This window comes from Sphingomonas ginsenosidimutans (assembly GCF_002374835.1).
GTDB classification, from domain to species: domain Bacteria; phylum Pseudomonadota; class Alphaproteobacteria; order Sphingomonadales; family Sphingomonadaceae; genus Sphingomonas; species Sphingomonas ginsenosidimutans.
This window is the reverse complement of the sequence record NZ_NWVD01000001.1, coordinates 923,475-943,335: the sequence shown is the minus strand read 5'-3', so window position 1 is coordinate 943,335 and position 19,861 is coordinate 923,475. Positions and strand designations below refer to the sequence as shown.

The window sequence follows — 19,861 nt, the reverse complement described above, 5'->3', positions numbered from 1 at the left end:
ACGCCCCGCACCGCAACGGCTTACCCGTCCCGCCCCCTCACACCGGTTCGCCCAGCGCCTCCACGCGCCGCTGGATCGCCAGCTGGTTCATCGGCCCGCGCTGCCGCACGAAATCGCGGATCGAACAGCCCAGGAACAGGTGGCTGTCGCGCAGGAAGTGCGACCGATCCCAGTAACCCGCCGCCTCCAGCGCGCTCGCGCCCGATGCCGGGTCGATCAGAATCGCCGACAACGCGCGCAGGAAACGGTTGCGGCGCAGCAGCACCTTGGGCGTGAACCCGAACGTCGCGCGCGTCAGCGTGGTCAGCGCGCGCGGCGTCATCTCCAGCGTCTCGGCCACCGCCTCGATCCGGCTGGTCGCGGGATCGTCCAGCAACCGCGTCAGCACCGGGATTCGCGGGTCGGCGGGCGGGCGGCGCTGCAACCGCGTCTCCAGCCATGCCGCGAACGCTGCGACCGGGCTGTCGCCCGCCGCCTCCGCCGCCGCCAGCGCATCGCGCAGCGCCTCGCCCCCGCCGTCCAGCGTCGCCAGCGGCACGACCCGGTTGGCATGGCGCGACAGGTCGCCGCCGAACAATTGCGCCCAGCCGATCGGACGCAGGCCCACGCCGATCAGCGTGCCGCTGCCCTCCACCGCCACCTGTCCCGCCTGGCTGGTCGGCCCCATGAAGGTGCGGTCCGGCACATTGTCGAACACGCGATTGCCGATGCGGGTGGACCAGCGTGCGCCATCGTGCAGCGCGATGCGGATCGTGGCCGGGCTGGGCAGCAGGATGTCGCGATAGCCGCCCGGTACGTCGGGCACGCGAAAGCGATGGAAACCGGTGACATACCCCGTCAGGCCCGCCGGCGGCGCCCAATAGCCGACCGGCCCGTGTTGATCGTCCATCCCCTGCCCTTCCCCCCAGAAGGCGTTATCATGCCGCTCTCATACGGAGCGCGCGGCATCGGGCAAGCGATTGTTCCAAAACGGGACGATTTGATCAGCGCGCGGCGCGGCGCATCAATACGCCGGCGCGCCAGTACAGGAAGATCGGCACCGGCGTCATCATCGCCACCGCCAGCATCGCGTAGCGGAGCGACTGGTCGCCCAGCGCCGGCCGCATCAGGTCGCTCAGCCGCCCGACCGCCAGCGGCCCCAGTCCCAGCCCGATCAGATTGACCATCAGCAGCGTCAGCGCCGCCCACATCGCGCGCAGCCGCAGCGGCGCCAGATGCTGGATCAGCGCATAGGTCGGCCCCAGATAGACGCCCGCGAACAGCAGCGACACGAAATAGGCGCCCAGCGCGACCGGCACCGAATCGAAGAAATAGAAGGATACGGCGAACGGAAAGGCGATCGCCTTCATCGCCGCGATCACCCATGCCTGCGCGTGCAGGCCGTAGCGTTTCGCCATCCGGTCGGCGATCGCCCCGCCCAGCAGCGCGCTCGCCCCGCCGACCAGCGCGGCGGGCAGCGCGATGTAATTGGCGACCGTCAGCATCGACATGCCCATCGACCGCTGCATGTAGCTCGGGCCCCAGCCGGTCAGCGCATAGCCGACCAGCGACGTCAGCGTCATGCCCGCCACCAGATACACCGCCGCCGGATTGTGCAGCATCGCCAGGAAGCCGCGCCACATGCTCGGCAGCGGTTCGGCCTCCTCCTCCGCGACGCGCTGCACGTCGGACAGGCCGCGGCGCGGCTCGGCGACGAACAGCCGCACGATCAGCGCCAGCACGATGCCCGGGATGCCGACCACCAGCATCGCCGCGCGCCAGCCATGAGCGTGCGCGACATTGCCGCCGATCATGATCCCCAGCCCCCCGCCCAGCAGGACGCCCAGCGAATAGATCGCCATCGCGCTGGCGCGCTTTTCGGGCGGGTACAGGTCGGCGATGATCGACTGGCTCGGCGGCCCCGCCCCCGCCTCGCCCACGCCCACGCCGACGCGCGCCAGCAGCAGCTGCGTGAAGTTCTGCGCCACGCCGCACAATGCGGTCATCACGCTCCACACCGCCAGGCTGGCGGCGATGATGTTGCGCCGGCTGGTCCGGTCTGCCAGCCGCGCGATCGGGATGCCCAGCGTGGCGTAGAAGATCGCGAACACCAGCCCCGACAGCAGCCCCAGCTGCGTATCGCTCAGCGACAGGTCGCGCTTGATCGGCTCCAGCAGGATCGCCAGGATCTGCCGGTCCATGAAGCTGAAGAAATAGGTCAGCGTCAGCAGTGCCAGCGTGATCCAGCGGCGCTTGAGGACCAGGGTCTCGTCGATTTCCCGCCGGTGCGTGATCGGGGTCATCCGCCTCTCCTCATTTTTGTCTTTTGTCGGATGAGGCTAGCCGTTGCGACCCGGCGCGGCGACAGGATGCGACATGGAAAACATTCATTACAATAATGTACCGGCGGGACCGGCGACGGCATCACACAGATGCCGCCGCCCGCCCCGGCCCGGTCAGAATCGCCCGCGCAGCGTCACGCCATAGGTGCGCGGCTCGGCCAGGAAGTTCGAGAAGATCTGCCGGCCGCCGGGATATTGCGGATCCTGGAACGCGGCGGTGTTGGCGCCTTCCTGGAACGGCGAATTGAACGCGACCTGCGCATAATCCTTGTTGAAGATGTTCTGCGCCCACAGCTCGACCGCCCACCGCTCGCTCGGCCCGCGGATGCCGACGCGCGCGTTGACCAGCGCGAAGCCGTCCTGCACCTTTTGCGGGAACAGGTCCGACCCGGTGTTATAGTCGCCCGTCAGCCGCGTATCGACGTAGAACAGCGCCGACAGGCCGCTGCTGCCGATGTCGGGGGTGAAGGCGACCGATCCCGTCACCGTGATCGGCGCGGCCAGCGAGAGTTGCTGCCCCGGCAGCTTGCGCAGCGCCTGGTTCAGCGGTGCGCCGCTGGCCCGGCCGACCAGCTGCTCGCGGAACTTGGTGTCGGCATAGGTCATGCCCGCCGTGACGCGGAAGTCGCGGATCGGGACCAGCGTCGCTTCCAGCTCGACGCCCTGCGATCGCACGCCATAGCCGACGTCGCCGCTCGGGCACGCGCCGGTGGTCGCCGCCGCGGCATTGTAGTTCGGTGCCGCGGTGAACTTGCTCTGGTCGCGATCGCCGCCGCCCAGGCTGGACGAGCAGCCGTTGACGTTCTCGACGATGAAGACCGTACCGTCGAAGGTGTTCAGCTGGAAATTGCTGAAGTCCTGACGGAACGCCGCTGCCGACAGGCTGAACGGCCCGGTCGCGTATTTGAAGCCGATTTCGAAGGCGTTCACCGTCTCGGCATCGAACTGCAGGTTGCGCGCTAGCGCCTGTGCCCCGGCTTGCGCGCTGCCCCCGCCGAAGCTGGCGAAGGGCAGCGTCGGCGCCTTCAGCGCGGACCGGTCGAAGTTGAAACCGCCCGCCTTGTAGCCGCGCGAATAGCTGCCGTAGACGAGCAGGTCGTCGATCGGCTTCCACGACGCGATGGCGGTGCCCGTGAATTCGTCCTCGCTGCGCTCGTCGGCGATGCTGACGCCGTTCAGCTCCGCGGTCGAATTGCCCTGGCACGACAGGCCGATGATGCCGCCGGCCACCGCCGCAAGCGCGGTGTTGGTCAGGAACGGCGTCAACGCGGCCTGGTTCTGCGTGCAGGCGACGTTGTCGTTGCCGAACGTCGCGGAGAAGCGCTTCTTGTCCTTGGTGTAGCGCAGGCCCAGCGTCAGGTCGAACGTGTCGGTGATGTGGATGATATTGTGCGTGAACGCCGCGAAGCTGGTGGTGTTCTGGTTGTAGAAATCCACGGTCGAGCCGCGATCATTGAGCCCGTCGAGCCGCAGCAGCGAGGCGAGCAGCGGCGCGCCGGCCGCCCCGAACGCGCCCGAGAACGCCGCTTGGCTGGCGACGCAGCCCGCCGCCGCCGGATTGTACAGCGCCGCCAGCCCGCCGCCGCTGATCAGGCGGCACGTCGCGAAGCGGCCGTACTGGCTGCCGAAGCGCAGGTTGCTGCGCCCGCGATACTTTTCGTCCATGAAGAAGCCGCCGATCAGCCAGTCGAGCTTGTCGCCGAACGCGCTGCCGTTCAGCCGCAGCTCCTGCGTGAAGGTGCGGAACTGGCGGCGGTTGTTGCCGTCGTTGGCGTTGTACAGGATGTCGACGGTGCCGTAATCGACGTCACCGGCCTGGGTGTTATAATAATCGCGATAGGCGGTGATCGACGTCAGCTTGACGCCGCCGAAGTCCCAGTCGAGCTGCCCCGATACGCCCCAGTCCTCCATCTTGCCGCCATAGCTGCGGCCCGGTGTGACGGAGACGTCGCGGCTGTAATTCTGGTTGAACGCCCCCAGGTTCTGGCCCAGGTCGCGCAGCACGTTGATGATGTTGTTGCCGTTGCTCCCCGCCGCGACGCCCGCGTTGACCGAGCCGACCGGCGTGGTCAGGTTGCCGATGAATTCGTTCATCGACGGGCTGACATAGGTCGCCGCGCAGCAGCTTTCGTCGCGCTTGGTATAGTCGCCGATCAGCCGGAAGCTGATCGCGTCGGTCGGTTCGAAGACCAGCTGCGCACGCCCGAAGAAGCGGTCGCGATCGTTGATCGTCGTATCGTTGGTGCGATCGTTGTAGAAGCCGTCGCGCTTCACGTAGACGCCGTCGAGCCGGAAGGCGAGCGTTTCGCTGATCGGCCCGGTGACCCCGGCGGCCAGCCGCCAGAAGTCGAAATTGCCGTAGGTCACCTCGCCATTGGCGCCGAACGTGAAGCTGGGCCGCTTGCTGACGACCGAGATCAGGCCGGCGGACGAATTGCGCCCGCCCAGCGTGCCCTGCGGGCCGCGCAGCACCTCGACCCGGTCGATCTCGCCGAGTTCGTTGAGGCCGATGCCGGCGCGCGAGCGATAGACGCCGTCGATCAGCACGACGACTGAGCTTTCCAGGCCGGGGTTGTCGCCGACCGTACCGATACCGCGGATGCGCGGCGAACCGTTCGCTTCCGAGCCCGTCGAGGTCACCAGCAGCGACGGCGCCAACTGGTTGAGCTGGCGGATGTCGTTGGCACCCGACAGCGCCAAGCTGTCGGCGTTCACCGCGGAAATCGCCACCGGCACGTCGGCCAGCGCCTGCGCGCGCCCCTGCGCGGTCACGACGATGTCGGCGGCGTTGAGGTCCTGCGCGCCGCCAGCGGTCTGGTCCGCAGGCGCCGCCTGTCCGGCGTTGGCATCGGTGGTCGCCTGCGCCGCCGCGATCGGCGCCACGAAACAGGCGGCCGCGCACGCGGCCAGCAGCGTGTACCTGGTCATCATCTCTCTCCCGTCGCGGTCGTCGCATCTCCCTGACGATCGTACCGCGTCTTCGATTGGAGCGATTCGGAGAATGAATTACAAGTGAAAAATGGTGTTATATTACCGAAGTGGACCGACCGATGCTTCTATGTCGCACTCCAAACGAAAACGGGCGCGCGGCCTGCCGATGGCCGCGCGCCCGATCGCGCATCGTCCGCCGCGCCGCCGTGGCGCGCCGCCCGGTCAGTATCCGTTGAGCCGCCCGAAGCGGTCGCGGTGGAACGCGCTGTTCCCCCACATCACCTCCAACACCGCCGCGCGCTTCAGGTACAGGCCGGCGTCATATTCGTCGGTCATGCCCACCCCGCCGTGCAGCTGCACCATCTCGCGGCTGATCAGCTTCAGCGTCTCGCCCGCGGTCGCCTTGGCCAGGCTCACCGCCTGGTCGACGTCGCTGCGCCCGGCGTCGATCGCCTCCAGCGCGCCTTCGACCGCCGATCGCATCAGCTGCAATTCGGTGAATTGCCTGGCCATGCGATGCTGGAGCGCCTGGAACGTCGACAGCACCTGCCCGAACTGCACGCGCTGCTTGAGGTAATCGTTGGTCTGCTGGAACGCCGCCTCGGCCATCCCCAGCATCTCGGCACAGGTCACCGCCGCCGCGCGGTCGACCACCGCCGCGGTCAGCTCCGGCCCGCCCAGCTTTTCCGCCGGGGCATTGTCGAACGCGACATGCGCGTGGCTGCGCTCGTCGGCCATGTGGCGGTGGCTGACGGTCACGCCCTCGCCCTTCTCGACCAGGTACAGCCCGTCCTGCGCGGCGACGACGAACACGTCCGCGCCGTCGCCCTCCGCGACGAACGGCTTGGCGCCGGTAAGCCGCCCGCCGGCGACCGTGGTGCCGGATACCGCACCGTCATGCACCGGCCCCTCGTCCACCGCCAGCGTCGCGATCTTCTCGCCCGATGCCAGCTGCGGCAGCCACGTCTGCTTCGCCGCGTCGGACGATCCCATCACGATCGCGCTCGCCGCCACCGCGGTCGATGCCAGCGGCGATGCGGTCAGGTTGCGGCCCAGCTGCTCCACGACCAGCCCCAGCGACAGGTAACCGAACGCCGATCCGCCGAATTCCTCCGGGATTACCACGCCCGCCCAGCCCATCTGGCCGATCGCGCCCCAGGCGTCGCGGTCGAACCGCTCGGCCGGTGCGGCGGCGCGCATCTTGCGGAACGCCGCCACCGGGCCTTCATTGTCGGCCCATTCGCGCGCCATGTCGCGCAGCATCACCTGTTCGTCGTTGAGTACCGCCACCGTCGTCTCTCCCGTTTCGTCGAGGATAACCGGGGAGGGGGCGCCTCTTGGCGGGCGCACCCCTCTACCCGGCCCTCTCCTGACGCGGCGATCCGTCCGCCGCCGCGCCTAGCCGATCTCTACCGCCGCACCCTTACTGGTGGTCCAGCATCCCCAGGATACGCTTGGCGATGACGTTGTTCTGGATCTCGGTCGAGCCGCCATAGATCGACACCGCCTTGCCCCACAGCCAGCTGCGGGTCTGCGCCAGTTCGTCCTCGGCAAAGCCCTCGCCTTCCCAGCCCAGGCCCTGCATCCCCATGATCTCGATGTTCAGTTCGGCACGGTCCTGCGTGATGCGCGCGCCGACGTTCTTCATGATGCTGGTCGCCGCCGACGGCCCGGCATTGCCCTTGGCCTCCAACGCGGCACGCCGCAGCGTCAGCGCGAAGGCGCGCTGGTCCATCTCGTGCTTGATGATGCGGGTGCGCAGGTCGGCATCGCCGATCCGCCCCTCGCCATCCGCGCCGCGATATTTCTTCGCGATCTCCGGCACGCTCCTGCCCGCGTTCATCCGGCTCGCCGAACCGCTGCCACCCGACAGCGAGCTGCGCTCGTGCTGCAACAGGCGGGTGCCGATTTCCCAGCCCTGCCCCTCGCGCCCGACCAGATTGCCCTTGGGCACCTTCACGTTGGTGAAGAACGTCTCGCAGAACGGCGACTGCCCGCTGATCAGGCGGATCGGCCGCGTCTCGACACCCTCGGCATCCATGTCGATCAGCAGGAAGCTGATGCCGGCGTGCTTCTGCGACTTGTCGGTGCGCACCAGCGCGAAGCATTTGTCGGCCCATTGCCCGCCCGACGTCCAGGTCTTCTGCCCGTTGACGACATAATGGTCGCCCCGATCCTCGGCGAAGGTCTGGAGGCTGGCGAGGTCCGATCCCGCGCCCGGCTCTGAATAGCCCTGGCACCAGCGCACCTCGCCGCGGACGATGCCGGGGATATGCGCCTGCTTCTGCTCCTCCGTGCCATATTCCAGCAGCGTGGGGCCGAACATCATCACACCCATGCCGCCGATCGGGTTCCACGCGCCGATCCGCGCCATCTCGTCCTGCAGCACGCGCGCCTCGGCCCGCGACAGCCCGCCGCCGCCATATTCCTTCGGCCAGGTCGGCACGCCCCAGCCCTTGGCGCCCATCGCCTCGCGCCATGCCTTCTGCTCGGGCGTCTCCTCGGTCGGCCCCTCCACCGCCGACATGGCATTGTCATGCCCCTTCAGCGACGGGGGGAAGTTCGCCTCCAGCCAGCTGCGCGCTTCCTGACGGAAACCGTCGAGGGCGTCGGCGGGGCGGTCCAGTTCGGGGGCCGTGGCCATGACATCATTCTCCGCGTGATCGGATCGGGTTCCCGATTCTGAAGATCGGGTATGCTCGCCACCCATGACACGTTTGCCGGGCGATGCAAAGCGCGAAGCGCGCGGCGCGACCGGCCGGTGCGGTCGGCACGCGCGCAGGCGCGCTCCGAACGCGGCACGTGCCGCATTTTGACCGCCCAAACCGGTTCCGGTGACGCATTTTACCCCGCATCACCCGCCTCCCACCGCGAACAAAAGGTGTCTAAAGGCCGCTTTCGGGACTACCGTGCGCGCCAAAAGGGGGAATCGGAGTGCGTTTCGGGATCGGCTTCATCATCGGCCCCGCGCTCGGCGGCCTCGTCGCGACCTTCGGCCACCGCGCGCCGTTCGTCGCCGCCGCCGCGCTGGCCGCGCTCAATGCCGCCGCCATGTTCCTGTTCTTGCCCGAAACATTGCGCGCCGAGCACCGCCGCGATTTCGTCTGGCGCGATGCGCATGTGGTCGGCGCGTTCCGCCCGCTGTTCGCCGCCGGGCGCGCCGCGCCGCTGCTGGTGGCGTGGTTCGTGTGGCAGGTCGGCGGCGTCGTCTATCCCGCCGTCTGGAGCTTCTGGGCGACGATCCGCTTCGGCTGGAACGCGACGCAGATCGGCTGGAGCCTCGCCTGGGTCGGGCTGCTCCAGCTGATCGTGCAGGCGACGTTGACCGCGCGGACCGTCCGCCGGCTGGGTGAGCGGACCACCGCCGTGCTGGGCCTGGGGTGCAGCGCCGCGACGCTGTTCGCCTATGCCTTCACCACCCATGGGCGGCAGGTTTATGCCTTCTTCCTCGTGGGTTGCCTGGGGGCATTGGCATGGCCCGCGATGAACGGGCTGCTCAGCCGGCTGGTCGATGCGCAGCGGCAGGGCGCGTTGCAGGGCGGGCTCGGCAGCCTCAATTCGGTCGCTGCGATCATCGGCCCGTTGCTCGCCTCGCAAAGCCTGGCGTGGGGCGCCGCGCGCGGGTTCGACGGGCTGGCTTTCCTGATCGCCGAGGTGCTGATCGGCGTCGCGGCATTGATCGTCGCGCTGCTCGTCCCCACTCTTCGCGCTCCCGATGGAGACAGCGCATGATCGACCTGCATTACTGGCCCACCCCCAATGGCCATAAGATCACGATTTTTCTTGAGGAAACGGGCCTCGACTACACGATCCACCCGGTCAACATCGGCAAGGGCGAACAGTTCGCGCCCGATTTCCTGGCCATCGCCCCCAACAACCGGATGCCCGCGATCGTCGATCGCGCGCCCACCGATGGCGGCGCGCCGATCAGCGTGTTCGAATCGGGGGCGATCCTGCTCTATCTGGCGCACAAGACCGGCCGGTTCGGCGGCGCCACGCCACGTGCGCATGTCGACGTGCTGCAATGGCTGATGTGGCAGATGGGCGGACTGGGGCCGATGGCCGGGCAGAACCATCATTTCGGCCGCTACGCGCCGGAGAAGATCCCCTATGCGATCGACCGTTATGTGAAGGAAACCAACCGCCTGTACGGCGTCCTTGATCGCCGGCTTGAGGGGCGCGAGTTCGTAATCGGCGACGAATATACCGTCGCCGACATGGCCGCCTTCCCGTGGATCCTGCCGGAGGCGCAGGGGCAGGACATGGCCGATTTCCCCCATTTGTCGCGCTGGCATGCCGCGATCAAGGCGCGCCCCGCGGTGGAGCGTGCCTATGCCCGGGGGCGCGAGATCCAGCCCCAGCCCGCCGAGATGACCGACGAACAGCGCCGGGTCCTGTTTGGCCAGTCGTCAACCCCGGCGCGCTAGATTTCCCGCCCCGGGCGGCGGCTCATCCCGATGTCGAGATGCCCGCCCCCGTCCAGCAGCAGGACCTCGCCGGTCATCACCCGGCTGGCGGGGTCCAGCAGCATCACGATCGGCCCCGCGATATCGTCCGGCCCCGCCGCCATCGCCATCGGCAGCGCGCCCGCGACCTTGTCGTTCAGCGCCGCAAACCCCTGCTCGCCCAGCCGTTTCTCGAACCAGCCGGTCCCGACATAGCCCGGCGCCACCGCATTGACGCGGATCGCCGGCGCCAGCACGCGCGCCAGGCTCTTGGTCATCGTGATCAACGCGCCCTTGGACGCGGCATAGGCGACCGACGATCCGATCCCGAACACGCCCGCGACGCTCGCCACGTTGACGACCGCGCCCATGTCGCTTTGCCGCAGGTGCGGGGCGCAGGCGCGGATCATCTGGAACGGCGCGATCGTGTTCAGGCGGTAGATGTCGATGAAATCCTCGGCATCCAGCGCGTCCATGTCCTCATGCGCGGCGAACTTGGTGCGCCCGGCGTTGTTGACCAGGAAGTCGACGCGACCGAACGTCTCCGCCGCCGCCGCGGCCAGCGCCCGGCACTGGCCGTCATCGGCGATATCCGCTCGCACCGCGATCGCGCCATTCCCTACCTCGGCGACCAACGCCTCCGCCTCGTCGCGGCTCGATGCATAATTGACGACGCACCGCACCCCACGCGCCCCCAACCGCCGCACCACCGCCGCCCCGATCCCGGTCCCACCCCCGGTCACGATCGCCACTGCGTCCCGCATCATCCGCTCCTATGGTTTTCGAAGATCGCGTATGGCATTCGCGGTCCGCTTCGCCTAGCCATGGCGATCATGACGACCACTGCCGCCGATCTGCTCGACCGTGATTTCGGTACATTGCCCGATCTCATCCGCGCCAATGCGCTGCGCCACCCGGACAAGCTGGCGATCGCCGATGACGACAGCGCGATCAGCTATGCCGAGCTTGACCGGCTGATGAACCGCATCGCCGCCGCGCTCCAGCGCGACGGCACCGCGCAGCGGCAGGCGGTCGCCTCGGTCTCCTATCCCTCTGTCGCGCAGGCAGCGGTGTTCCTGGGAACGCTGCGCGCCGGGTCGGTCGCCGCGCCCATCCAGCCGTCGGCGACGCCGGAGCAGATCGCCGGGATGATCGCCGATTCCGGTGCGGACATCGTCTTCCTCGATGCCGCCAACGCCGCCGCGCTGTCCGGGCAGGCGATCGCCGCGCGCGTCCTGATGCTGGAGGAACTGGACGCCTGGCTCGCCCGCGGCGACGCCGCCCCCGCGCCGGTCACGATCGCGCCCGGCGACGGGTTCAACATCATCTATTCCTCCGGCACCACCGGCATTCCCAAGGGGATCGTGCAGAGCCATGCGATGCGCTGGCAGCATCTGTCGCGCAACGCCGCCGCCGGGTTCGACCGCGCGGTCACGCTGCTGGCGACGCCGCTCTATTCGAACACCACTTTGGTCAGCTTCCTGCCGACGCTCGCCTGGGGCGGCAGCGTGGTGCTGATGAAGAAATTCGACGCGCGTCGCTATCTGGAACTGGCGCAGCACTATCGCGCCACGCACACGATGCTGGTGCCGGTACAGTATCAGCGGATCATGGCGCTGCCCGATTTCGACGCTTTCGACCTCGCGTCGTTCCGGTTCAAGACGTGCACCTCCGCCCCGTTCAAGCCGGAACTGAAGCGCGACGTCCTGACGCGCTGGCCCGGCCTGCTGGTCGAATATTACGGCATGACCGAAGGTGGCGGCAGCTGCGGCCTCAACGCCACCGAACATCCCGACAAACTGCATACCGTCGGCCGCCCAATGCCGGGGCACGACATCCGCCTGATCGACGACGACGGCAACGAAGTCCCCCCCGGCGCCACCGGGGAGATCGTCGGCCGCTCGCCCGCGATGATGAACGGCTATCACGGCCGCGAACAGGCCACCGCCGACGCGACCTGGGTCTCGCCGCAGGGCGAACGCTTCATCCGGCACGGTGACGTCGGCCGCTTCGACGAGGACGGCTTCCTGATCCTGATGGACCGGAAGAAGGACATGATCATCTCCGGCGGGTTCAACATCTACCCGTCGGATATCGAGGCGGTGCTGGCGCAGCATCCCGCGGTCGCGGACGGCACCGTCGTCGGCGTGCCGAGCGAGCAATGGGGCGAGACGCCGGTCGGCTTCTACGTCCCGCGCGCGGGCACCACCGCCGATGCGGCGACCGTCCTGGCGGACACCAACGCGAAACTGGGCAAGACGCAGCGGCTGTCGGCGCTCCATGCCACCGACGAGCTGCCGCGCAGCGCGATCGGCAAGGTGCTGAAGCGCGAGTTGCGCGACCGGCTGGCCGCCGGCGAATTCGCCTGACGAAAAAAGGGGCACCACATGAACCTGAAAGACGTGCTGGCGGCGCTGGAGCCGCAGGACGACGGCGCCAGCTGGCGCGGCATCATCCCCGACAACTGGTTGCAGGGGCGCACCGCTTATGGCGGGCTGTCGAGCGCGATCGCGCTTCATTGCGCGATGCGTTCCGACACCGATTTGCCGCCGCTTCGCTCGGCCCAGGTCAGCTTCATCGGTCCGCTCGCCGGCCCGGTGACCGTCACCACCCGCCGCCTGCGCCGCGGCAAGAACGCCGCCTTCATCGAGGCGAATGTGGAAAGCGAGGCGGGACTGGGCCTGCGCTGCACCTTCGTGTTCATGCGCGCGGTGGATAGCCAGATCGACCATGAGGACACCCCCGCCCCCGACTTCCCGCGCCCCGGCTCCGGCGACACTACGTTCAGGGGCAATCCGCACGTCGCCTTCACCCAGCAGTTCGAATTCCTCGACCGGCGCGAAGGCCCCGCGTTGAAGCCCGCGGAATGGCTGCGCTGGACGCGGCTGAACGATCGCGACGGCATCGATCCGATGGTGGAGCTGGTCGCGATCGCCGACTGCCTGCCCCCGGCGGCGCTGCGCATCCTGGGCAAGAACGTGCCGATGAGCTCGCTGACCTGGATGCTCAACATCCTCGGCCCGACGCCCGCTACCGACGACGGCTGGTGGCTGCTGCGTTCCGACGCCGATTACGCGCGCGGCGGCAGTTCGTCGCAGGTGATGGGGGTGTGGAACGCGCGGGGGGAGAAGGTCGCGGAGCAGATGCAGTCGGTGGTTATCTTCGGCTGATACATTTCGCGACACTTTCGGGGTTACCGCGACACAGGTGGACGACAGGCCGCGAGTACGAAGGGCCATCGACGGCGGCATCCCCCTAATCGGCCGCCGTCGAACCCCTTTTCGGAAGGATCGACCGTGAACAAGTCCCTGCTCCTTGCCTTGTCGTTGGGCGGCACGCTGCTGGCCGGCGCACCCGCGCTCGCCGCCGCGCAGGCCGCGCCCGCTGCCGCCCCGACCACCCCTGCCCCGACCACCCTTGCCCCGGATCCGGCCCGTTCCCAGACCCGCGCGGACGCGATCGCCGCCGCCGATCGCCGCTTCGCCGCGATGGACGCCAACCACGACGGCACCGTCACCGCCGAGGAACGCCACGCCTGGCGCGACGCGCGCCGGGCCGCGCGCGGCGGCGGCGATGCGGCGACCGCCGGTCGCCCGGACCGCGCCGGCCCCGATCGTGCCGGCAAGGGGCGCGGGATGAAGGCGCGCGAAATCACCCAGGCCGAATTCCGCGAGCGCGCGCTGCGGATGTTCGACCGGATGGATACCAACCATGACGGGGTCGTCGACGCACGCGAGCGCGAGGCCGCTCGCCTGCTGATGCGCGCACGGATGACCGGCGGCGACGACGGCGCGAACTGATCGCACGCCCGCATCCGTCCGCTGCGGCGGGCGGATGCGGGGGCTTCCCATCGGGGTATCCGCCATGCCAATCCCGGACGTGATGGGCGACACACCTCACCTCCTGCTCGTCGATGACGAACGCTCGATCCGCGAACCGCTGGCGGTATATCTGACCAAGCAGGGGTTTCGCGTGACGCAGGCGGGCGACGCCGAAAGCGCTCGCACGCGGCTGGCCGCCTATGCGATCGACCTGATCGTACTCGACATCATGATGCCGGGCGAGGACGGCCTGTCGCTATGCCGCCACATCCGCGCCACCGGCGAGACGCCGATAATCCTGCTGACCGCGCGCAGCGAGGAAACCGACCGCATCGTCGGGCTGGAGATGGGCGCCGACGATTATGTCGTGAAGCCCTTTTCCCCGCGCGAGCTGGCGGCGCGGATCAAGACCGTGCTGCGCCGCGCGGCGGGTGGCGGCGGCCTGCGCCAGCATGCGCCGGAAAGCGGCTCCTACGCCTTCGCCGGCTGGGTACTGAAGACCGGGGAGCGCGCGCTGGTCGATCGCGAAGGCGTGTCGGTGGCGCTGTCGACCGGCGAATACAATCTGCTGCTCGCGCTGGTGCAGCGCCCGCGACAGGTGCTCACCCGCGACCAGTTGCTCGACCTGACGCAAGGGCGCGAGGCCGCCGCCTTCGATCGCGCGATCGACAATCAGGTCAGCCGCCTGCGCCGCAAGATCGAAGCCGATCCCAAATCGCCGGAGATCATCAAGACCGTCTGGGGCGGCGGCTACGCGCTGTCCACCGACGTGACCCGCCTGTGACGCCACGCCCGTGACCCGCCGCCTTCCCTGGCCGCGCAGCCTGGCGGGGCAGATGGCGCTGCTGGTCGCGCTGGCGCTGTTCGTGGCGCAGGCGTTCAACCTTGCGCTGGTCCTGCGCGATCGTACCGCCTTTCGCGTGGCGCAGGCGACTCGCCCCGCCGCGGTGCAGATCGCCGACGCGCTCGATCGCGAGGCGCAGGGACGGGCGCTGTTGCAGGATCGTGGGCGGGTGCGGATCGCCGCCGCCAGCCCGCTGACCCCGGCGATGCATGCCCAGCCCGATCTGGCGCACGAACTGGCATCGCAGCTCGCCGAGCTGGGCGTGCCGGTGCGCCGGGTCGCCGTCGCGCTCGCCTCCCCCAATCAATATGCGCTGCGCCCCACCCGCATCGAACGGCGGATGATGGCCCGCGACGGCATGGCGTCGCAGCGCCGCGATGCGCTGGTGATGGCGGTGCAGCAGCCCGGCGGACGCTGGCTGGTCGTCGCCTCGCCATGGTCGCGCAACGATTCGCGGCTGTTCTGGCGGCTGCTGGCGCAGACGCTGATCCTGTACGGCGCGGTGCTGCTGCCGGTGCTGTGGATCGCGCGGCGCATCTCGCGGCCGCTGCGCGAACTCGCCGCCGCGGCGCGCGCCTATTCCCCCGCCTCCGCGCCGGTGCCGCTGGCGGAAAACGGCCCGCCCGACGTGCAGGCGGTGATCGCCGCGTTCAACGCGCTGCGGCTGCGTGTCACCGCGATGCTGGACGAAAAGGACCGGATGCTCGGCGCGATCGGCCACGACCTGCGCACCCCGCTGGCGGCGTTGCGCGTCCGCGTCGAATCGGTCGAGGACGACACCGATCGCGCGCGCATGGTGGAAACCATCGCGGAGATGAACAGGACGCTGGACGATATCCTGTCGCTTGCGCGGATGGGCCGCCCCAGCGAGCCGCCGACCGAGGTCGATCTGGCCGCGCTGGTCGATGCCGTGGTCGAGGATTTCCGCGATCTGGGCGCCGCCGTCACCTTCGAGGAAGCGGAGCGGCTGCGGATGCGGCTGCGCCCGTCGCTGATCCGGCGCGCGATCCGCAACCTGATCGAGAATGCCGTCAAATATGCCGGCGCGGCCGAGGTCACGCTGGAGGCCGGCGAGCGGCACGCCGCCATCCATGTCGCCGATCGCGGCCCGGGCATCCCGCCGGAGCGGCTGGACGACGTGTTCGATCCGTTCATCCGCCTCGAAACCTCGCGCAATCGCGATACCGGCGGGATCGGACTGGGGCTCGCGCTGGCGCGGTCGATCGTGCGCGAGGCGGGCGGCGAGATCGTGCTGGCCGCGCGCGACGGCGGCGGACTGCGCGCGACGATCACGCTGCCGCGATGAACGCATAGTTTTTCTACGGCCCCGCGACGCAGGTCTTGCCCGCCGCGCTATCGACTTCGCGCGCCCGTGTAATATCCTATCGGATAACTGGAGTAAGGGCGTAGGAGCGCGTTCGTATGACCATTCCCGATACCGTGTCGGGGCTGCGGGCCGCCCGCGGCGACTGGCGGCGCCGTCACGATCATCGCCGCGACATCGGCAGCTTCCCGTCGCGTGATGCGATCGCGGCGATCGTCGATACGCTGTCCGCCGCGCTCTATCCGCGCAGGCTGGGCCACTACCGTGCCCCCACCGCGGCGAGCGAGGACGATTACGTCGCCGCCAAGCTGATCGCCGGGCTGCGCGACCTGGAGCGCGAGGTCGCGGCGGAGATCGGCTATTGGCAGGAGGAAGCGAGCGCCGATTTTCCCGAGCATCAGGCCGCCACGATCGTCCGGCTGTTCGCCACCACCCTGCCTGAGATCCGCCGGCTGATCGACGGCGATGTGGAGGCCGCTTTCCTCGCCGATCCCGCCGCGCGCAGCGTCGACGAGATACTGGTCTGCTACCCGGGAGCCATCGCCAGCCTGCACCACCGGATCGCGCACCAGCTCCACCAGCTGGGCGCGCCGATCGTCGCGCGGCTGATGTCCGAACTGGCGAACGAGCGGACCGGGGTCGACATTCACCCCGGCGCGACGATCGGGCGGCATTTCTTCATCGATCACGGCACCGGCGTCGTGATCGGCGAAACCGCGATCATCGGCGACCGCGTGCGGCTGTACCAGCATGTCACGCTGGGCGCGCGCAGTGCCCTGGGACTGGCGCCGCAATCGCCCCGCGCGCGACTGGCACGCCATCCGATCGTGGGAAACGACGTCATCATCTACGCCGGGGCGACGATCCTGGGGCGCGTCACGATCGGCGATCGTTCGGTGATCGGCGGCAACGTCTGGCTGCTGTCCGACGTCGCACCGGACAGCGTGCTGGTGCAGCCGGAGGCGCTGCACCTTGACCCCGCCGGGGCTGCAGATCTGCGCGACACACTGGAGCACGCGGCATGAACCGCCGCGCACGCCGGCCGGTCGTGGGGATCATGTGCGGCAACGAACAGGCCGCGCGCCCGATCCAGGCGGTGGCGACGCGCTTCATCGCGCCGGTCACGCACTGGTGCGACGCCACCGTGCTGCTGGTGCCGGCGGTGGCGGATGCAATCGACGTGGGGGCGACTGCCGCCTGCCTCGACGGACTGCTGCTGACCGGCGCGCGTTCGCACGTCGCGCTGGCGTCGGACTGCACCGACGACAGCGTCGGCGCGACCGACCCGGCGCGCGACATCGTCGCGCTGTCGCTCGCCGAACGGATGATCGACACGGGCAAGCCGGTGTTCGGCATCTGCCGCGGCTTGCAGGAGATCAACGTGCTGTTCGGCGGCTCGCTGCGCACGCTGGATCACGGATCGCACCTGCGCGGCAATTGGGCGGACGATTACACCGATCTGTTCGACCATGTACATCCGGTCGATCTGACCCCCGGCGGCAAGCTGGCGCGGATCAGTGGCTGCGGCCGGCTGGACGTCAATTCGGTGCACCAGATGGCGATCGACCGGCTCGGCACCGGCCTGTCGGTGGAGGCGGTGGCGGCTGACGATGCCGTCATCGAGGCGATCACCGCGCACGACGTCGCGGCCGACGTGCTGGCGGTGCAATGGCATCCCGAATGGCAGGGCACGCATTGCCCGGCCAATCGCGGTTTCTTCGCGCTGTTCGGTGCCGCGCTGGCGCGGGCGGCAGCGCGATGAGCGCCCGCCGCCTCCCCGGCTTCGGCGTGCAGGTCGCGATCGGCATGGCCGCCGGGCTGGCGCTGGGCTTCGCCGCGCGCAGCCTCGGCGGGGCCAATGCGCCGCTCGGCACGACGCTCCATACGCTGGGGCAAATCTTCGTCCAGCTGCTCAAGGCGCTGGTCCCCGCTTTGGTCTTCACCGCGATCGTCGGGTCGATCGCGGCGCTGCGCGATCTTCAGAACGCCGCGCGGCTGGTCGTGCAGACATTGCTGTGGTTCGCGCTGACCGCGCTGGCGGCCGTGTCGATCGGGATCGCACTGGGCCTGCTGCTTCAGCCGGGGCTGCACGCCGGGGTCAGCCCGGCCACCGCCGCCGCGCCGTCCACCACCGGGTCATGGCTCGATTTCCTGAAGGGGCTGGTCCCCGCCAACATGCTGGGCCTGACCGCCAGCACGACGTTGGCGGACGGCGGCGCGACCACGGTCGTCGGGTTCAACGTGCTGCAGATCATCGTCGCCGCAATCGCAATCGGTGCCGCCGCGGTCAGTGTGGGGGAGGCCGGCGCGGGCTTCCTTGCGTTCAACGCCTCCGCGCTGGCGGTCTTTCGCCGGTTGCTACGCTGGGTGATCGCGCTGACGCCGATCGGATCGGCGGCGCTGATCGGGGATGCGGTGGTCCGCTACGGCTGGACCACGCTCACCTCGCTCGGCACCTATGCGCTGGCGGTCTATCTCGGCCTCGCGCTGGTCTTGCTGGTCGTCTACCCGGCGGTGCTGGCGTCCCACGGGCTAAGCCCGGCGTGGTTCTATCGCCGCGCCTGGCCCGCGATCCAGCTGGGTTTCGTCTCGCGCTCCTCGGTCGGCACGCTCCCGGTGACGGAGGAACTGACCGAACGCGCGCTGGGCGTCCCGCGCGCCTATGCCGCCTTCGCGGTACCGCTGGGGGCAACGACGAAGATGGACGGGTGCGCTGCGGTCTATCCGGCGATATCGGCGATCTTCGTGGCGCAATTCTTCGGCATAGCGCTGCACCCGTCCGACTATGCGGTAATCGCGGCGGTCTCTGTGCTGGGATCGGCGGCGACGGCGGGGCTGACCGGCGCCACGGTGATGCTGACGCTCACGCTGTCGACGTTGGGGCTGCCGCTGGAAGGCGTCGGCCTGTTGCTGGCGATTGACCCGATCCTCGACATGGGGCGCACCGCCACCAATGTTGCGGGCCAGATGCTGGTCCCGGTGATCGTCGCGCATCGCGAGCGCCTCGTCACGTCTGTCACGACGTGACGAAAACGGGGTGCGCCGCCGCACCCCGTCCCGATCATCAGCCGCGCGCGCCGCGCAGCGTGTTAAGCACCGCCGCTGCGGCAACGCCCGCCAGCGCGAGCGACGCCCACGGCCGCTCCTTCACGAAGCCGCTGGCCTTTTGCGTCAGCGGCGCATCGCCCGAAAAATGCTGGCGCAGCGAATCGGTCAAGCCGGTCTTGCCGTTCGAAACCTTGGCATCGGCAGTCGACATGATCGTATCTCCGGTGGTGGAAAGGACGCCGCGTCAACGCACCGGCACGCCGCCGGTGCCATCGCCGTCCCACCGGCGCGCGTCAGGTCAGCGCAATCCCCTCTCGCCCCGCCAGTTCGACGACATATTGCCACGCCACCCGGCCCGAGCGGCTGCCGCGCCGCGTCGCCCACTGGATCGCGTCCGCGGCATCGAACGGCAGCCCGTAGCGCTCGGCATAGCCGCGCACGATTGCGCAATAGCCGTCCTGATCGACAACGTGAAAGCCCAGGCTCAACCCGAAGCGATCCGCCAGCGCCAACTGGTCGTCGACCGAATCGCGCGGGTTGATCGCGCTGTCCTGCTCGCGAATGTCGCGCGTCACCAGGTGGCGGCGGTTCGACGTGACGATCAGCCGCGCATTGCCCGGCCGCGCCTCCGCTCCGCCCTCCAGCAACGATCGTAGCACGCGCGCATCGCCCGCCGCGTCGAAGCCGAGATCGTCGAGGAAGATCGCGAAGGCGCGCGGCGCCGCGGCGATCGCGTCGAACAGCGCGGGCAGCGTCGCCAGCCGGTCGCCCGGGACCTCGACCAGCGCCAGCACGCCACCGCCGCCCTGCACCGCGCCTACCGCCGCCTTCACCAGCGCGGACTTGCCCGTGCCGCGCGCACCCCACAGCAGCGTATCCTGCGCGGCATGGCCGGCCGCCAGCCGCCGCAGATTGTCGGTCAGCGCGGTCTTCTGCGCATCGACGCCGTGCAGCATCGCCAGCGGCAGCGGGGCGAAGGCGCGCGCGGCGACCAGCGCGCCGTCGCGCCAGACATAGGCGGGGTGCGCCAGCGGGTCGGCGCCGGCGGGCGGCGGCGGGACAAGCCGCTCCAGCGCGGCGGCGATCCGGTCGAGGGGGTCGGGCATGACGCCCGCGCTACCCTTACC

18 protein-coding genes are annotated in these 19,861 nt (G+C 69.3%); 10 read left to right on the top strand and 8 right to left on the bottom strand.

Going from position 1 to position 19,861, the window contains the following annotated elements; genetic code table 11:
* Positions 1 to 37: 37 nt before the first annotated feature.
* From COA17_RS04415 to COA17_RS04395, 5 genes are all read right to left on the bottom strand, one after another.
* Entirely contained in the window at positions 38 to 889 is an 852-nt protein-coding gene (locus COA17_RS04415; protein ID WP_096610359.1) for an AraC family transcriptional regulator, read from the bottom strand.
* Between the two features lie 94 nt (positions 890 to 983).
* A complete protein-coding gene (locus COA17_RS04410) occupies positions 984 to 2,282 on the bottom strand; it encodes a spinster family MFS transporter (protein ID WP_096610357.1) in 1,299 nt (432 codons plus the stop codon).
* A gap of 153 nt (positions 2,283 to 2,435) precedes the next feature.
* Positions 2,436 to 5,249 carry a TonB-dependent receptor gene (locus COA17_RS04405; RefSeq protein ID WP_096610821.1) on the bottom strand — a complete coding sequence of 938 codons (2,814 nt, stop codon included), beginning with the start codon at positions 5,247 to 5,249 and terminating at the stop codon, positions 2,436 to 2,438.
* A gap of 225 nt (positions 5,250 to 5,474) precedes the next feature.
* The gene (locus tag COA17_RS04400; RefSeq protein WP_066489318.1) at positions 5,475 to 6,542 is read right to left on the bottom strand and encodes an acyl-CoA dehydrogenase family protein; all 1,068 of its coding nucleotides are present in this window, start codon (positions 6,540 to 6,542) and stop codon (positions 5,475 to 5,477) included.
* Between the two features lie 133 nt (positions 6,543 to 6,675).
* Positions 6,676 to 7,896 carry an acyl-CoA dehydrogenase family protein gene (locus COA17_RS04395; RefSeq protein ID WP_066484368.1) on the bottom strand — a complete coding sequence of 407 codons (1,221 nt, stop codon included), beginning with the start codon at positions 7,894 to 7,896 and terminating at the stop codon, positions 6,676 to 6,678.
* A 290-nt stretch (positions 7,897 to 8,186) separates the two neighbouring features.
* Between COA17_RS04395 and COA17_RS04390 the strand changes: the two genes are divergently transcribed.
* The gene (locus COA17_RS04390) at positions 8,187 to 8,984 is read left to right on the top strand and encodes an MFS transporter (RefSeq protein ID WP_096610355.1); all 798 of its coding nucleotides are present in this window, start codon (positions 8,187 to 8,189) and stop codon (positions 8,982 to 8,984) included.
* Positions 8,981 to 9,679 carry a glutathione binding-like protein gene (locus COA17_RS04385; protein WP_066484370.1) on the top strand — a complete coding sequence of 233 codons (699 nt, stop codon included), beginning with the start codon at positions 8,981 to 8,983 and terminating at the stop codon, positions 9,677 to 9,679. The genes COA17_RS04390 and COA17_RS04385 overlap by 4 nt, the downstream gene beginning before the upstream one ends.
* Here the strand turns inward: COA17_RS04385 and COA17_RS04380 are convergent.
* Entirely contained in the window at positions 9,676 to 10,461 is a 786-nt protein-coding gene (locus tag COA17_RS04380; protein WP_096610819.1) for an SDR family NAD(P)-dependent oxidoreductase, read from the bottom strand. The genes COA17_RS04385 and COA17_RS04380 overlap by 4 nt on opposite strands.
* Before the next feature lie 69 nt (positions 10,462 to 10,530).
* Between COA17_RS04380 and COA17_RS04375 the strand changes: the two genes are divergently transcribed.
* From COA17_RS04375 to COA17_RS04340, 8 genes are all read left to right on the top strand, one after another.
* A complete protein-coding gene (locus COA17_RS04375; RefSeq protein ID WP_096610817.1) occupies positions 10,531 to 12,066 on the top strand; it encodes a class I adenylate-forming enzyme family protein in 1,536 nt (511 codons plus the stop codon).
* An 18-nt stretch (positions 12,067 to 12,084) separates the two neighbouring features.
* A complete protein-coding gene (locus COA17_RS04370; RefSeq protein WP_066486333.1) occupies positions 12,085 to 12,867 on the top strand; it encodes a thioesterase family protein in 783 nt (260 codons plus the stop codon).
* A 126-nt stretch (positions 12,868 to 12,993) separates the two neighbouring features.
* Entirely contained in the window at positions 12,994 to 13,497 is a 504-nt protein-coding gene (locus COA17_RS19530) for a hypothetical protein (protein ID WP_245857410.1), read from the top strand.
* An 82-nt stretch (positions 13,498 to 13,579) separates the two neighbouring features.
* Positions 13,580 to 14,302, top strand: a complete 723-nt coding sequence (locus COA17_RS04360) for a response regulator (protein ID WP_066484575.1) — start codon at positions 13,580 to 13,582, stop codon at positions 14,300 to 14,302.
* Between the two features lie 52 nt (positions 14,303 to 14,354).
* Entirely contained in the window at positions 14,355 to 15,668 is a 1,314-nt protein-coding gene (locus COA17_RS04355) for a sensor histidine kinase (protein ID WP_096610351.1), read from the top strand.
* A gap of 116 nt (positions 15,669 to 15,784) precedes the next feature.
* On the top strand, positions 15,785 to 16,711 hold the full coding sequence (gene epsC / locus COA17_RS04350; protein WP_096610349.1) for a serine O-acetyltransferase EpsC: 927 nt from the start codon (positions 15,785 to 15,787) through the stop codon (positions 16,709 to 16,711).
* On the top strand, positions 16,708 to 17,448 hold the full coding sequence (locus tag COA17_RS04345) for a gamma-glutamyl-gamma-aminobutyrate hydrolase family protein (RefSeq protein WP_176484792.1): 741 nt from the start codon (positions 16,708 to 16,710) through the stop codon (positions 17,446 to 17,448). The genes epsC and COA17_RS04345 overlap by 4 nt, the downstream gene beginning before the upstream one ends.
* Entirely contained in the window at positions 17,445 to 18,713 is a 1,269-nt protein-coding gene (locus COA17_RS04340; RefSeq protein WP_096610347.1) for a dicarboxylate/amino acid:cation symporter, read from the top strand. Before COA17_RS04345 ends, COA17_RS04340 begins: the two co-directional genes overlap by 4 nt.
* A gap of 37 nt (positions 18,714 to 18,750) precedes the next feature.
* Here the strand turns inward: COA17_RS04340 and COA17_RS04335 are convergent, their stop codons facing one another.
* The gene (locus COA17_RS04335) at positions 18,751 to 18,945 is read right to left on the bottom strand and encodes a hypothetical protein (RefSeq protein ID WP_096610345.1); all 195 of its coding nucleotides are present in this window, start codon (positions 18,943 to 18,945) and stop codon (positions 18,751 to 18,753) included.
* Between the two features lie 82 nt (positions 18,946 to 19,027).
* Positions 19,028 to 19,840 carry a DUF815 domain-containing protein gene (locus COA17_RS04330; RefSeq protein WP_096610343.1) on the bottom strand — a complete coding sequence of 271 codons (813 nt, stop codon included), beginning with the start codon at positions 19,838 to 19,840 and terminating at the stop codon, positions 19,028 to 19,030.
* Positions 19,841 to 19,861: the final 21 nt, after the last annotated feature.